Consider the following 14,991-nt stretch of genomic DNA (forward strand, 5'->3'; position numbering starts at 1 on the left):
CGGATGGACAAATAGGATAGCTTTTCAAAATGACTCAGCAAGCTCAGACCATTCAAGGTTCAATTGTCGCAATCGTCACCCCAATGTTTGAAGATGGCAGCGTAGATTGGAAGAGCCTCGAGAAGCTGGTTGAGTGGCATATAAAGCAAGGTACTAACAGTATTGTTGCTGTAGGGACTACAGGTGAAGCTTCTACCTTGAGCATGGCCGAACACACTCAGGTGATCAAAGAAATCATCCGTGTGGCGAACAAACGCATTCCAATTATTGCCGGCACAGGTGCAAACTCAACCCACGAAGCAATTGAACTCACCAAAGAAGCCAAAGAATTAGGTGCAGATGCGGCATTATTAGTTACACCATACTATAACAAACCTACCCAAGAAGGCCTGTATCAACACTACAAAGCGATTGCTGAAGCTGTTGATTTACCTCAAATTTTGTACAACGTACCTGGCAGAACCGGTGTAGACATGCACAATGACACCGTGATCCGTCTTGCTGATATTCCACAAATCGTGGGCATTAAAGACGCCACTGGCGATGTTCCTCGTGGTCAAGAACTCATTGAAGGCCTTAAAGGCAAAGATATGGTGGTGTACTCAGGTGATGATGCAACGGCTTATCAGTTAATGGGTTTAGGTGCTAAAGGCAACATTTCGGTTACTGCGAACGTGGCGCCAAAAGAAATGAGCGAAGTGTGTGCAAGCGCTTTGGCGGGTGACGCAGTCCAAGCCGAGCAACAAAACAATACTGTTGCAAATTTACATCAAATTTTATTTTGCGAATCGAACCCAATTCCTGTGAAATGGGCACTTCATGAGATGAACCTGATTGAAACAGGCATTCGCTTACCATTAACACCCCTTGCAGAACAATATCGTACTCCGCTTCGTGAAGCACTCATCACTGCGGGCGTTATCAAATAAAGAAGAGCAAACATCATGCAATTACGTTTAGGACTTAGCCTGGCACTTTCAGTATTTACATTAGCCGGTTGTAGTTCACTTGCTTTTAATAATGGCACACTGGACTATAAACAAACCACAGATGTTGAACCGCTGAAATACCCTGAAGGGTCAATGGTTCGTCCTGCAACGCCTTTGTATCCTGCTCCATCAGTTGACCCGCTAGCAATTGAGCATGCACCAAAGCTTGAAAATAAGCGCGGCAATCGCTATGCCCTTCCGCGTCCAGCCGCGGAAAAAAATAATGTCGTTGCAGATTCCTCAACAGACAGTACAAATATTAGCCGCCCTCAACTATTGGTGGATGGAAATCAAAATCCACTGATCAAAGTTGAAGGAAATTCTGCTACAATTTGGCAATACACACTTGCTACCCTCAGCAGCCTTAACCATACCATTGTTGGTCAGAGCAAAAACCGTTACGAAGTAACCGTCAAGGTCGATCAGCAGACCTATGTCTTAAGACTTTCTTCTGTAGGTTCAAGCAATAACATCGCTGTGTTCAATGCCGATAACAGTTTTGCAGACAAAGAAAAAGCTGCAGATCTGTTAGCTCAGATTTACCAAAATTGGCCAGCCTAGTCGTACTAGGCATTTTTTCTCGAAAAAGGTTCCCTCATGTTAAAACAAACCTTGCTCTATACTGGTAAAGCGAAATCTGTTTATGAAACAGATAGTTCTGACCACCTCATCCTAGTTTTCCGTGACGATGCTTCTGCATTCAACGGTGAAAAAATTGAACAACTGGATCGCAAAGGTAAGGTGAACAACCGTTTTAACGCCTTTATCATGGAAAAATTGGCTGCGGCTGGTATCGAAACTCATTTCGAAAAACTTCTTTCTCCAACTGAAGTTTTAGTGAAAAAATTAACCATGGTTCCTGTAGAGTGCGTAATTCGTAACTATGCAGCAGGTTCACTTTGCCGTCGTTTAGGCGTTGAAGAAGGTAAAGAACTTACTCCGCCAACTTTCGAATTGTTCTTCAAAGACGATGCGTTAGGCGACCCAATGGTGAATGAATCACAAGCGATTGCATTAGGTTGGGCGACTGCAGAACAACTCGCTCAAATGAAAGAATTGACTTATAAAGTAAACGAAGTACTTAAAGGTCTATTCGATGCAGGCAACATGCTACTTGTTGACTTTAAACTTGAATTTGGCGTGTTCCACGACCGTATCGTACTAGGTGACGAATTCTCTCCAGACGGCTGCCGTCTATGGGACAAAGACACTAAGAAAAAACTCGACAAAGACCGTTTCCGTCAAGGTTTAGGCGGTGTAGTTGAAGCTTATGAAGAAGTTGCTGCACGTTTAGGTATCGACCTTTCTGATATCTAAATCGTCCATCGATTATAAAAACCGAGCTCTTTAGCTCGGTTTTTTAATGAAATATTACTCGATTAATCCATGATCGAAAAAACAAATGTTAACCATAAAAATCCTCTGTTTCACATTTACCCACGTTCACACTAAGATAGCTACATATCTGGCAGCACCAGGATCTATACTTCTCCAATGTGTATGCCGACCAGATTTTCCATCTACCCTCTAGGATGTATCTCCCCCAAAGACATCCTATTTTTTCAGCCCAGCTCGCCTTGAGTTGGGCTTTTTTTTGCATGAAATAGACATAAAAAAGGGCGCCGAAGCGCCTTAGCATTATGATCATTCAAATCATTGTTGCTGTTGTTGCATCCAACGTCGTTGCTGCAAACGCTCACCTTCAACTTCACGTTTATTACGTGCAGACTCATACAGCTTAGTGCCTTTCAGTTCAGGCGGCATATAATCCTGCATGACAAAATGCTCAGGATAATTATGTGGATATAAATAGTCCACGCCATAGCCTTGCTCTTTCATCAATTTGGTTGGTGCATTTCTCAAATGTAGTGGCACAGGTAGATTCGAGGTTTTTTCTGCCAAATCTAAGGCTTTGTTGATGGCCAAATAAGTACTGTTACTTTTAGCACTGGTTGCCAAATACACCGCACATTGCCCCAAAATGATTCGACATTCAGGCATACCAATTGCCTGCACAGATCGGAAACATTCTCCAGCCAACAGTAAAGCATTTGGATTTGAGTTGCCAATATCTTCAGATGCCGCAATCAACATACGACGGGCAATAAAAACAGGATCTTCACCACCTTTGAGCATTCGAGCCATCCAATACAAAGCGGCATCTGGATCACTGCCTCGAATCGACTTAATAAAAGCCGAAACTAGATCATAATGCTGTTCGCCCGATTTGTCATAGCGTGCAATATTTTGCTGCGCAACTTTGACTACTACCGCATTGTTAATGATATTCTCTAAGTCTGGCTCAAACGTACTGGCGATTAAATCTAAAAGATTTAATGCTTTACGAGCATCACCTGCGGCAAATTGAAATAAAGCTTCATATTCTTCGATTTGAATATAACGCTCTTTTAAAAACGAATCTTGCTGAATGGCTTGATCCAATAAGCGCTGAATTTCGTCATTATCCAGAGCATTTAAGGTATACACCTGACAACGCGACAATAAGGCATTATTAACTTCAAATGAAGGGTTTTCTGTGGTTGCACCAATCAGGGTAATTTTGCCCTTTTCAACTGCATTCAGTAATGCATCTTGTTGTGACTTATTAAAACGATGAATTTCATCAATAAACACCACAGGTGTCAATAAATCTCCACCATCGGCGATGATTTCACGTAACTCTTTCACCCCAGTATTGAGCGCAGATAAACTAATAAATGGTCGGTCAACAGCCTGCGCCAACAACAATGCAATCGTGGTTTTACCTACACCCGGAGGTCCCCAAAAAATAATCGATGGCAAATGCCCTTGGTCAATCATCTGGCGTAACGGTGCATCTTCACCCAGAAGGTGATCTTGTCCAATAATTTGAGATAAATCATGAGGACGCATGCGTTCAGGAAGAGGAATTTGGCTGTCTGACATCTTATTATTTCGTTTCCGGCAATTGGGGACGTTTTTTCTATTCTAACACTGCCTTGGCAGAATCTTTGCTTTATTCGGTATTCAATTTAGGAGGGTGGTTTAATGTCGTTATTTAAGTATCTTGCATGTAAAAAAGCTTAGGCGAATGTTAACTATAATGTAACAAGACATCCTAGCCCTTATTGATCAAATTAAAGTATCATCGGCAAGATATCCCATTTTAGACTTGCCTGACCCAATTGGACAGATTGTATGAAGCAATCAACAAAGCAAAAGCGAATCGTTCAAGTTCAACAAGGCATTGATCTACCTATAAATTTATTTCAAAAAATGCCCCAAGCCAAGAATATACAATTACAAGATAATCAATTCGCTGAATTACGAGAAAAACTGAATAGTCGTAATCAAATGTTAGATGCTAGTGTCGACTGTATAAAATTATTAAGTCTAGACGGTCAAGTTCTGCATATGAACCGCGCGGGATGTTTAGCTCTGGGCGTACCTCTAACTGAAACTGAGTTTGGTATGTCTTGGCATAAATTACTGCCTGAAGAAGTCCGTGACGCGTGTTTGAATGCTTTTGCCGAAGCCAAAGAAGGCAAAATATCTCGCTTTGTCGGCATGAGCCAAGTAGCAGATGAACCCTTGGCTTATTGGGATAATATGCTCAGCCCAGTATTCAACGAATATGGCCAAGTCAAAGAAATCCTCTGTGTATCACGTGATATTACGATACAGCGACTTGCAGAAAATAAACTTCAACGCATCATTGAACGAGATGATTTAACAGGTTTATTAAACCGCCGTGCGTTTAGTCGAGTATTTAAAAGCCAATTAAAAGTGGCGCGAGAACATCAGCAACAACTGGGTTTGTTATTAATCGATCTAGATTATTTTAAGCATATTAACGACACCTTAGGTCATAGTGCAGGAGACCATTTACTGCATACCCTTGGGCAGCGTTTTCAGCAATGTTTTGATACAAATATTGTAGTTTCACGTTTAGGTGGCGATGAATTTGCCATTTCTATTCCAAATTTAAAATCGCAACAACAATTACAGAATTTTGCCAGCATCGCCTGTCAGCAAATGGACATGCCCATTTTCTATAATGGGCAAAGTATCAATATTGGTATGAGTATTGGCTGTGCGATCTACCCTCGCGATGCACAAAATACCTCCAATTTACTTAAATGTGCTGATATTGCGCTAAATGATTTAAAAAGCAGTGGTCGTGGTGGTGTACGAATGTTCAACCATACTATGTTCAAAACCCTTGAAAATACTACTCGCCAATTAACGCTTGCACGCAGCTTGATTAAGTCCAATCAAATTATTCCGTTTTATCAACCCAAAGTTCGTCTTTCTGACAGTCAAGTTATCGGCTTTGAAGCCTTGTTACGTTGGTATGATAAAGACCAACAATTACAATTACCTTCTCAAATTTTTGCTGCATTTCAAGATTATGAATTGGCTTCACGCATTAGTGAAACTATGCAAATTAAAATCTTTCAAGATATTCAAAAATGGATTGAACTTGGACTGCAACCGCTACCGATTTCAATAAATGCTGCACCTGTCGAATTTTTACGTGATGATTATGCGGAAAAACTACTGAATCGCTTAAAGCAGTTTGGTATATCACCAGATATTATTGAGGTCGAAATTACCGAACAAAGCCTGTCAGAACGTGGCTCAAATTATGTGATTCGCGCTCTCCATTTATTAAAAGAGCATGGCATACACATTTCTCTAGATGATTTTGGTACAGGTCATTCATCATTAACACGTTTGAGTAATTACCCTGTCGACTGTATTAAAATAGACCGTAATTTTGTGGAACGCATGCATACCGACTGTTCAGCACTTGCCATTGTCAAAGCGATTACCCAAATTGGTGCGAGTGTTTCCCTGAATATATTAGTCGAAGGTATAGAGAAACCGGAACAGGTCGATACCTTAAAAGAATGTAATTGTCATACTGGACAAGGTTTTTACTTTTATCGTCCGCTCAGTTATGACCATGCGATGGAACTTTTGAGTCACTAAAACTTGTGGAGCATGACACGATGACACTGAAGTATTTAGTCAGTGCCTGTCTGGCAGGCCAACCCGTTCGTTATGATGCCAAATCGAATACACAACAAGCGATTTGCCAACTGATGCAGACTCACCAAGTCATTACGGCCTGCCCAGAAATGATGGGCGGCCTGAGCTGTCCACGTTTTCCTGCAGAAATTCAAAATGGTCAAGCCACTGATGTGCTCAATGGTACAGCTCAAGTTAAAGATGTTTTGGGGACAGACGTTAGTGCTGAATTTATTGCAGGTGCTCAACGAATGTTAGAATTGGCCCAATTACACAAAGTTGATGTTGTTGTCTTGAAAGATCGCAGCCCGTCTTGCGGCAGCCATTATATTTATGACGGCAGCTTTACCCGTACGAAAATTGAAGGCTATGGGGTAACCACAGCACTCCTCAAACAGCACGGTTTTCAGGTTCTGTCAGAACAAGACTTTCTGGCTATGATACAAGATCAACTCTAGATCCAAGATAGAGCGTATCTGTGTCCTTTAGCGTACCCAACGTACAATATAATCTTCAATATCGTCAGGGTTGACGTCTTCTTCACTGATGCAACGCCCTGCGGCAGACTTTCTTGCCTTCAAAATACTGTCACGATTTCCCGTCACTAGATGATGCCAACGTGGTAAATCTTTACCCTCAGAAATTCTACGATAAGCACAGCTCGGTGGTAGCCAATGAAATTGGTGAATCTGATGTGGCGTCAGCTGTATACAGTCTGGAACATGTGATTGACGATTTGGATAATCGGAGCAAGATGCCTTTTCACAATCTAAAAGTTTGCATGCCACTTTGGTGTAGGCAACCTCATGAGTATCTTCATCTTCAAGCTTAATTAAACAGCAAAGTCCGCAACCATCACAGAGTGACTCCCACTCCAAATGGGTGAGTTCAGTCAAAGCATGCTTTTTCCAAAAATGTGGGCGTAGAGTATCGGTCATCTTCTCGCTCGCAACAAAGGTGGCAGGCATATTAACTGAACCTGCACATTAATTCTTTGTTTAAGTTACCGAATATTGAACATTAAATAAACAAAAGACTACATAGTAGGTTTTTTTAGCCTCTTATAATGGGCATACAGAATAAAAAATCACATGGAGATAAAACTATGTTCCGCTGGGCTATTATTTTCGCTGTAATTGCATTGATTGCGAGTTTGCTAGGTTTTGGTGGTGTGGCAGGCTTATCCAAAGACTTTGCTGTTATTCTTTTGGTTATTGCAGTTATCCTTGCAATTGTTGGTTTCCTCTCTCGAGGAAAAGTTTAGGCGACGGATTGTATGTCGTTTTAAAATACAAATTACCCCCCCCCCTTAGACTCATGGATAAGAAACGTACGTTTTTATCATCTTGAGTGTCAATGAAAAAAATAAGAGCCTATGAGCTCTTATTTTTTTACATCCACGTAAACTTACTACGTTATATGGTTTTAGCTTTATGGTTTTAAATGACGTGGTCTAAAGCCTGTTGCAATTAAGGCGATACCATAAGCAGCAACACCAATCACACATAAGATGATCACTTCCGCGACACGCATCCACGCAGATACATCACCGTTGTACCATGTTAAGCCATACCACAGTGCAGCAATCATCACAGCATTGGCTATCGCAAACTGAATCACCAACTTTTTCCAATGTGCGCCAAAGCGAAAAATATTGCGCTTATGTAAATAAAAATACAGCATCCCTGCATTCACTAATGCGGAACCAGAGGATGCCAATGCCAAGGCCATATGCTCAGCATGCCAATCAATCAGTTTAAAGAACCCAATAAATACCACGTTAAGAATGGCATTGGCTGCGACCGCCATTAAACCTACACGTACTGGAGTTTTGGTATCTTGCTGCGCATAAAACCCTGGTGCAAACACTTTGATCAACATGAATGAAATCACACCAGCACTCATACATTGCAATGCCAATGCAGTCATCTGTGTATCTTCAAAGCTAAATTGACCACGTTCAAATAAGGCCTGAATAATAGGTGTCGAGAGCATGAACAGTGCAATACTGGCAGGCACACCCACCAAGATAATGACCTTAGCTGCCCAATCAATCATACGGCGGAATTTGTCCTGATCTTGTTCAGCGTGGCGTGCAGACAATGACGGTAAAATCACGGTACCAATAGCTACCCCAATCAAACCTAAAGGTAGCTCGGTCATACGTTCAGCACTATATAGCCATGATACTGAACCATCTTGCATGAAAGACGCCCAAATGGTGTTCAACAGTAGGTTGATCTGCGTCACTGAGACACCAAACAGTGCTGGCAGCATCAACTTCATGATGCGATCAACACCTTCGTGTTTGAAGTCAACTTTCGGTGGAATCAGTAATTTTTTACGCCACAGCTCTGGAATCTGAATCGCCAATTGCAAGAATCCTGCCGCGACAACAGACCAACCCAAAGCCATAATTGGCTCAGCCATATAAGGGGTTAACCACAGCGCACCGGCAATCATCGCGACATTGAGTAACACTGGAGCGAACGCAGGTGTACTGAATGAGCCATAACTATTCAAAATACTGCTGGCAAATGCCGTTAAAGACATAAACAGTAAGTAAGGAATCGTTAGGCGGAACATATCGGTAGCTAACGCAAACTTGTCTGCATCACCATGGAAACCCGGTGCATAGATATAAATAATGGCAGGTGCCGCAACCATCGCGATGAACGTCAAACTAGTCATCACCAGACCTAAACAGCCAAAAACACGGCTAATCAGAATCTGGACTTCGGCATGGGTTCGACTGGTTTTATATTCAGTCAATACAGGAATAAAGGCTTGTGAAAATGCCCCTTCTGCGAATAAGCGCCTAAAAAAGTTAGGAATACGAAAGGCAACCACGAAGGTATCGAAGTCTTTACCTGCACCAAATACATTTAACAGGACAATATCCCGTACCAGTCCCAATACACGGGACAACATAGTCATTGCACTGACAATGACTGTCGAACGCCAAAGCGCCATCGGTATTTCTCACTTTTGAAAGTGCGCCTATTGTAATGAAACTCGTCAAGGAATTTCATTGGTTTATTAAACGCAGTATGTATTGTTTATTTGTTTTTAAAATGATGCAGCTGTTGACGAAAAGCGTTCCACTCAAAAAATGGACCCGGATCAGTTTTACGTCCCGGTGCAATATCTGAATGCCCTGCAATATGTTGTTGAATTTTTGGATAAACCTGTTGTAAACACGCCACGATCTCGGTCAGCACGGCATATTGTGCAGCTTCAAAAGGTAAATCATCACTTCCTTCGAGTTCAATGCCTATCGAATAATCATTACATTCTTTTTGTGCTAAATAGGTAGAACGCCCTGCATGCCAAGCACGATCGTTAAAATTGACAAACTGTAGAACTTCGCCTGTGCGCAGGATCAATAAATGTGTCGATACTTGCATCCCTTCAATAGTTTGAAAATAAGGATGTTTCGACCAATCCAACTGATTTTGGAAAAATTGTTCGATATACCCACCGCCGAACTGAGAAGGTGGCAAACTAATATTATGAATGACGACAAGCTGAATTTCGGTATCTTCAGGACGCTGGTTAAAATTCGGTGATGGAATTTGACGCGCACCTAGCAATTGCCCATCCTGCACCTGAAATGTTGTTGCTTGTGACATAAAAAAATCCTGTGTCTAAGCCGGCCTGCAATGCTGCAGATCAAAACGCCGAGCCCTACTTGAAAGGTTTAATGCTAAAACTTTCACATTGAAATCTCAATTCAAGTCTGTGAAAGGAGTTAAAAATCGCTCATTTTTAAGGAACAATGCTAATATAACGCGCACATTTTCCTGGGTTAAAAAGATACGGAATTTCTTATGAGCATATCGCAATCTTTGCTTGAACAATCTATCCAAATCAATATTCAACACGCACTACAAGAAGATATTGGCGAAGGCGATATCACTGCCCTTTTAACTCCAGAAGATGAACAAGCGACCGCAACAATTATTAGTCGTGAAGATATGGTGCTAGCAGGGCAACCGTGGGTCAATGCGCTCATTCAAACTTTTGATGCAAGTGTACAAGTCTCATGGTTAAAAAATGATGGGGAACGTGTCTCAGCAGGTGAGGCTTTCTTAAAATTAGCAGGTTCTGCGCGTAGTTTACTCACGGTTGAGCGTCCAGCCTTAAATTTTATACAAACATTATCTGCAGTAGCGACCAAAACTGCTGCCTATGTCCAGCAGCTTGAAGGTTTGAATACTCGTCTACTCGATACCCGTAAAACCTTACCAGGCCTACGTATTGCACAAAAATATGCAGTTGCTGTTGGTGGCGGTCAAAATCATCGTTTAGGTTTATTTGATGCCTTTTTGATTAAAGAAAACCACATCATGGCTGCTGGTGGCATTCGCCAAGCTATTGCTAAAGCGCATACCATTGCTCCGGGTAAACCCGTTGAAGTGGAAGTAGAAACTTGGGACGAACTCAACCAAGCGTTGGAAGCAGGTGCGGATATTGTGATGTTGGATAACTTTAGTCAGCAACAAATGATTGATGCCGTCAAACATGTGAATGGTCGCTGCAAACTTGAAGCCTCAGGCAATATCACCATTGCAAACTTACGTGAAGTGGCAACGACAGGGGTCGATTATATTTCGATGGGTGTACTCACCAAAGATGTCACGGCGATTGATTTATCGATGCGCTTTAATGCCTAAGCTCTAGGCTTACTCTAAACATAAATAAAGGGTGCTGTCGCACCCTTTTTTCTGCTTAACCTCTAGCATGACTTAATCATCATCTTGCTGTTGTTTTGAACTTCGTCGAGCTTCATCTTCATGCTCGGAGTCCTTTTCATGCGCCAAATCGTCTTCATGCTGCTCGCGCTCATCTTGATCATCGTCCTGATCTTTTGATTTTTCACTTTGTTCAGAAAAACGACCACCTTCTCGCTCTTGAACCTGATTTCCCAAAAAATCACAACCACTGATCAAAAATACGCTGAATAAAGAAAAATACATCATCCAATTTTTCATTTTTAGTCCTTCAAAGCATCCTGATTCTATTAATTTGAGTCAAAGACACGCTACTGAATAGCCGATTCTTGTTGGATTTTCTATATTCAGCGCATAAAAAAACGCATCCGAAGATGCGTTCTTTATTCAGTTTAAACTGAATCAAACAACTTACCAGCCTAAAGCTTCTTGTTGTTTTTTGATCAATTCTTGAATGCCTTTTTCAGCCAATTCAAGCATTTCATTACACTGTGCACGCGTAAATGGCTTGTCTTCAGCTGTGCCTTGAAGTTCAATGAACTCACCTGCTTGTGTCATGACCACATTTAAGTCAGTTTGGCAGTTCGAATCTTCTTCATAGCAAAGATCAAGTAATGCTTCATCTTGATACATACCTACAGAAACTGCTGCAACTAAGCCTTTAAGCGGATCTTGTTTGATTTTTTTATTTTCAAGCAAGACATTCATCGCATCGACCAAGGCAACTGCTGCACCTGTGATTGATGCTGTGCGTGTACCGCCATCTGCTTGAATCACATCACAGTCGATGCTGATGGTATTTTCACCCAATTTTTTCAAATCAACCATGGCACGTAAGCTACGACCGATCAAACGTTGAATTTCTTGTGTACGACCACTTTGTTTACCACGTGCTGCTTCACGGTCACTACGGGTATGTGTAGAACGTGGAAGCATGCCGTATTCCGCAGTTACCCAGCCTTGACCTTTCCCTTTAAGGAAACGTGGCACTGAGTTGTCGACACTTGCAGTACAAAGAACTTTTGTATGACCAAATTCAACCAATACAGAACCTTCCGCATAACGTGTGTAGTTACGGGTAATTTTTACTTCACGTAATTGATCTAATGCTCGTTGGTCGATACGCATGATGAGTCCTTAATCTGACAAAATTGATTGCGGTACATTATAACAGAAGGTACAGCCAGATTCGGGACGCATTCGTGCGCATTTACAAAATCCATTCATCCAAGTTTTGATAGGCCCATCGTACGACATCAGGAAATTTGTTAGACTGAAGCCACGCAAAATTCAGGACGAATTGCATGTCGATACGGGAAGAACGTAAGCAACAAAGTCGTAAAGCTATCCTTGATGCAGCGCTTGCATTGAGTACCACAGGCCGTTCTTTTAGCAGTCTGAGCTTACGCGAAATTTCCCGTCATGTCGGCTTGGTTCCTGCTGCGTTTTATCGCCATTTTCAGGACATGGATGAGCTCGGTTTGGAACTGGTCGACCAAATGGCCCTGCACCTTCGGAATGTCCTCAATCAACTGAGTCAGCAATGCTTTCAAGCACCCGATGCACGCACACGACAAAGTCTGGATTATTTATTTCATGCCGTTGAGCAATTTCCTGAGGCATGGATGTTTCTTATTGCTGAACGTTGGGGTGGTTCAGCATTCTTAAGACAAGCCATTACACGTGAGTTTAATTTTCTCAGTACCGATTTGGCCCATGCACTGGCTCAAGTTGAAGCGACTCAACATATTCAATCCGAACAAGACCTCAAAGTATTGGGACAAATTTTGTTTGAATTGGCCTTGAGTTGGGCAATGCAGTGGATTGACATACATCGACATATTGACCTTCCACAACGTACGGATGCGCTACAACAATTTCGCCGCCAAGCTCAGACCCAAGTTCAGCTCTTATTTCGTGGCATCTTACATTGGGATCGATCTTTGGCTCAAATCTCTGATCCGCAAAATTTATCGCCATAAAAAAGCCGCATTGAGTGCGGCTTTTTTATGACATCTGTTATTTCGCTTTGCGTTCTTTATCAACAAGGAATTTCACGATTTCAACAGTACGTGCATCTTCACCTTGTACGATGTATTTACCATTGACGGTAATCGCAGGCACGCCGCTCAATTGATATTGAGCCGCTAAGTTTTTCGCTTGAGCAATTTTTGAAGACACAGCAAATGATTTAAATATGCTGTTAAATTTCGCTTCAGGAACACCATAACGGGTGTAGAACTTAGCAAATGCGCCTTGTTCTAAGATATTTTTTTGACCCACATGAATATCATGGAACAATTGTAAATGTGCTTTTTGACGAACACCCAGTGCTTCCGATGCATAGTAAGCACGCGCGCCTTGTTCCCAAAGTGGATTCATTGCTGCAGGTGTACGGACAAAACGTACATCTTTAGGCAATTGCTTTAACCACGTTTGCATATGCGGTTCTAATGTAAAACAATGTGGGCAGCCATACCAAAAGAACTCACGGACTTCGATTTTACCCGGACGTTCGACTTTAATCGGTTTTGGAATAACCGTGTAATCAGTCCCCGCGACAAATTGTGCTGCCATCGCACTGCCGGAAAAAGCCAAAATAGCTGTTGTAATCGTGCCTAAAAGGAATTTTTTCATTGAACTTATCGTCCTCAAAATCATTATGATTAGTTTATGGCAACACTATAAATCAAATCTGTCGATTTCGTTTTCATTCTGTGAACTTTTTTAAGGCTTTTATCGCTTTTTTTTCAGGACGCGCTACACTAACTCCCATAAACTTTTTTCTAAAATATAAAGACTTGATTGAGGTGCAACCGATGTCGCAATTGAATGTTGATCCACAAGAAATTGCCAAATTTGAAGCTTTCGCAGCCATATGGTGGGATCAGCATTCTGAGTTCCGCCCTTTGCACATGATTAATCCCCTGCGTTTGAACTGGATTGATGAGCATTCAAATGGTATCACTGGCAAGAAAGTATTAGATGTGGGCTGTGGCGGCGGTATTTTAGCTGAAAGCATGGCACGTCGCGGTGCGCAAGTATTGGGTATCGACATGGGCGAAGCGCCGTTGAATGTTGCACGCTTACATGCCGAACAAGAAAATGTACAAAATATTGAATATCGCCAAGTACCTGTAGAGCAATTGGCAGAAGAGCAAGCAGGTCAATATGACGTCGTCACCTGTATGGAAATGCTCGAACACGTACCCGATCCAGCTTCGATCATTTTAGCCTGTCAAAAGCTGGTAAAACCGGGTGGTCATGTGTTCTTCTCGACCATTAACCGTAATCCTAAAGCCTATTTGTTTGCGATTATTGGTGCGGAATATGTTTTACGCATGTTGGCTAAAGGCACACATGATTATTCGAAGTTTATTAAACCTTCAGAATTAGCTCATGATATTCGTCAAGCCGAGTTAAAACTCAAAGATATGACAGGTTTACATTATAACCCGATCACCAAACGCTATTGGCTCGCACCGAATGTGGATGTGAACTACATGGTTCATACGGTGAAAGAAGCCTAATGAAAGCTGTACTCTTTGATCTTGACGGTACACTGATTGATACCGCGGCTGATTTTATTCGTATTATTCAAGACATGTGCCGTGACAAAGGCATTGCGGTGGTCAGTGCAGAAGACATTCGTGTACAAGTATCTGAAGGCGCGCGTGCGATGGTCAAACTGGTCTATCCAGAGTTAGACGTTGAAGATCCTGTCTTTCTGGCACATCGTCAACGCTTTCTAGATCTGTATGGTGCTGATATTGCAGTTGATACCGATCTGTTTGAAGGCATGTATCCACTACTCGCAGAGTTAGAACAACATCAAATTCCGTGGGGCATTGTCACCAATAAGCCACGTTCACTCAGTGAAGCGTTGCTCAAAGCGTTGAATTTAACTGAACGCTGCTCGGTATTGGTTTGCCCAGACGATGTCAGTAAAACCAAGCCAGACCCAGAGCCGATGTATTTAGCAGCCAAGCACATTCATCTAGATGCTCAAGACTGTATCTATGTCGGTGATCATCCACGTGATATCGATGCCGGTCGTAATGCGCAGATGTACACAATTCTTGCGGCTTATGGCTATTTACCTTTACAACACAAAGATGACTTAACAGCTTGGCATGCAGATTGTATAGTGAAGACTGTTGCTGAATTGCATGAAGTCATTCATGATTTGGTCATCAAACCGAAAACGCTCAACACAGCGACTTTATAACGATAGAACACAACACAATAAAACGAGG

At 42.0% G+C, this 14,991-nt stretch carries 17 protein-coding genes; 10 read left to right on the plus strand and 7 right to left on the minus strand.

Going from position 1 to position 14,991, the window contains the following annotated elements:
* Positions 1 to 29 precede the first annotated feature (29 nt).
* Genes dapA through purC form a run of 3 tightly spaced genes read left to right on the plus strand, consistent with a single transcriptional unit; the run spans position 30 to position 2,306 of the window.
* Complete coding sequence (gene dapA, locus MST18_RS15175) at positions 30 to 929, plus strand: 4-hydroxy-tetrahydrodipicolinate synthase (protein ID WP_078193262.1); 900 nt, start codon at positions 30 to 32, stop codon at positions 927 to 929.
* A gap of 15 nt (positions 930 to 944) precedes the next feature.
* On the plus strand, positions 945 to 1,550 hold the full coding sequence (locus tag MST18_RS15180) for a lipoprotein-34 precursor (NlpB) (protein ID WP_078193263.1): 606 nt from the start codon (positions 945 to 947) through the stop codon (positions 1,548 to 1,550).
* 36 nt (positions 1,551 to 1,586) lie between these two features.
* The gene (gene purC / locus MST18_RS15185; protein ID WP_078190626.1) at positions 1,587 to 2,306 is read left to right on the plus strand and encodes a phosphoribosylaminoimidazolesuccinocarboxamide synthase; all 720 of its coding nucleotides are present in this window, start codon (positions 1,587 to 1,589) and stop codon (positions 2,304 to 2,306) included.
* Positions 2,307 to 2,642: 336 nt separating this feature from the next.
* Here purC and MST18_RS15190 read toward each other — a convergent pair whose 3' ends face one another.
* Positions 2,643 to 3,914: a replication-associated recombination protein A gene (locus tag MST18_RS15190; RefSeq protein WP_180132822.1), complete on the minus strand. Its 1,272-nt coding sequence runs from the start codon at positions 3,912 to 3,914 to the stop codon at positions 2,643 to 2,645.
* 252 nt (positions 3,915 to 4,166) lie between these two features.
* On the opposite strand from MST18_RS15190, the gene MST18_RS15195 reads away from it, so the two are divergent.
* Positions 4,167 to 5,963, plus strand: coding sequence for an EAL domain-containing protein (locus MST18_RS15195; protein WP_180132823.1), 1,797 nt, complete (start codon positions 4,167 to 4,169; stop codon positions 5,961 to 5,963).
* Positions 5,964 to 5,983: 20 nt separating this feature from the next.
* A complete protein-coding gene (locus MST18_RS15200) occupies positions 5,984 to 6,460 on the plus strand; it encodes a DUF523 domain-containing protein (RefSeq protein WP_078193265.1) in 477 nt (158 codons plus the stop codon).
* Between the two features lie 27 nt (positions 6,461 to 6,487).
* On the opposite strand, the gene MST18_RS15205 is transcribed toward MST18_RS15200, so the two are convergent.
* A complete protein-coding gene (locus MST18_RS15205) occupies positions 6,488 to 6,940 on the minus strand; it encodes a YcgN family cysteine cluster protein (RefSeq protein ID WP_180036044.1) in 453 nt (150 codons plus the stop codon).
* 167 nt (positions 6,941 to 7,107) lie between these two features.
* Between MST18_RS15205 and MST18_RS15210 the strand changes: the two genes are divergently transcribed.
* A complete protein-coding gene (locus MST18_RS15210; protein ID WP_005006601.1) occupies positions 7,108 to 7,266 on the plus strand; it encodes a DUF1328 domain-containing protein in 159 nt (52 codons plus the stop codon).
* A gap of 167 nt (positions 7,267 to 7,433) precedes the next feature.
* Here MST18_RS15210 and murJ read toward each other — a convergent pair whose 3' ends face one another.
* The gene (murJ, locus tag MST18_RS15215; RefSeq protein WP_180092649.1) at positions 7,434 to 8,975 is read right to left on the minus strand and encodes a murein biosynthesis integral membrane protein MurJ; all 1,542 of its coding nucleotides are present in this window, start codon (positions 8,973 to 8,975) and stop codon (positions 7,434 to 7,436) included.
* Between the two features lie 86 nt (positions 8,976 to 9,061).
* A complete protein-coding gene (ampD, locus tag MST18_RS15220) occupies positions 9,062 to 9,634 on the minus strand; it encodes a 1,6-anhydro-N-acetylmuramyl-L-alanine amidase AmpD (RefSeq protein ID WP_180132824.1) in 573 nt (190 codons plus the stop codon).
* Between the two features lie 198 nt (positions 9,635 to 9,832).
* On the opposite strand from ampD, the gene nadC reads away from it, so the two are divergent.
* Positions 9,833 to 10,678, plus strand: coding sequence for a carboxylating nicotinate-nucleotide diphosphorylase (gene nadC / locus MST18_RS15225; RefSeq protein WP_180132825.1), 846 nt, complete (start codon positions 9,833 to 9,835; stop codon positions 10,676 to 10,678).
* Positions 10,679 to 10,750: 72 nt separating this feature from the next.
* Here the strand turns inward: nadC and MST18_RS15230 are convergent, their stop codons facing one another.
* Positions 10,751 to 10,996: a hypothetical protein gene (locus MST18_RS15230; RefSeq protein WP_180132826.1), complete on the minus strand. Its 246-nt coding sequence runs from the start codon at positions 10,994 to 10,996 to the stop codon at positions 10,751 to 10,753.
* 150 nt (positions 10,997 to 11,146) lie between these two features.
* Positions 11,147 to 11,863 carry a ribonuclease PH gene (gene rph / locus MST18_RS15235; protein ID WP_111885099.1) on the minus strand — a complete coding sequence of 239 codons (717 nt, stop codon included), beginning with the start codon at positions 11,861 to 11,863 and terminating at the stop codon, positions 11,147 to 11,149.
* A 176-nt stretch (positions 11,864 to 12,039) separates the two neighbouring features.
* On the opposite strand from rph, the gene MST18_RS15240 reads away from it, so the two are divergent.
* Complete coding sequence (locus MST18_RS15240; RefSeq protein ID WP_180004330.1) at positions 12,040 to 12,717, plus strand: TetR family transcriptional regulator; 678 nt, start codon at positions 12,040 to 12,042, stop codon at positions 12,715 to 12,717.
* A gap of 37 nt (positions 12,718 to 12,754) precedes the next feature.
* On the opposite strand, the gene MST18_RS15245 is transcribed toward MST18_RS15240, so the two are convergent.
* Positions 12,755 to 13,372, minus strand: a complete 618-nt coding sequence (locus tag MST18_RS15245; RefSeq protein WP_180132827.1) for a thiol:disulfide interchange protein DsbA/DsbL — start codon at positions 13,370 to 13,372, stop codon at positions 12,755 to 12,757.
* 182 nt (positions 13,373 to 13,554) lie between these two features.
* Between MST18_RS15245 and ubiG the strand changes: the two genes are divergently transcribed.
* Positions 13,555 to 14,265 (plus strand): bifunctional 2-polyprenyl-6-hydroxyphenol methylase/3-demethylubiquinol 3-O-methyltransferase UbiG, encoded by a 711-nt coding sequence (ubiG, locus tag MST18_RS15250; protein WP_078190637.1) that lies wholly within the window; start codon positions 13,555 to 13,557, stop codon positions 14,263 to 14,265.
* Positions 14,265 to 14,963, plus strand: coding sequence for an HAD family hydrolase (locus tag MST18_RS15255; RefSeq protein WP_078193272.1), 699 nt, complete (start codon positions 14,265 to 14,267; stop codon positions 14,961 to 14,963). The genes ubiG and MST18_RS15255 overlap by 1 nt, the downstream gene beginning before the upstream one ends.
* Positions 14,964 to 14,991: the final 28 nt, after the last annotated feature.

Origin of the sequence: Acinetobacter sp. YH12068_T (assembly GCF_024606005.1) — a bacterium.
In the GTDB taxonomy this organism is placed as follows: Bacteria; Pseudomonadota; Gammaproteobacteria; order Pseudomonadales; family Moraxellaceae; genus Acinetobacter; species Acinetobacter amyesii.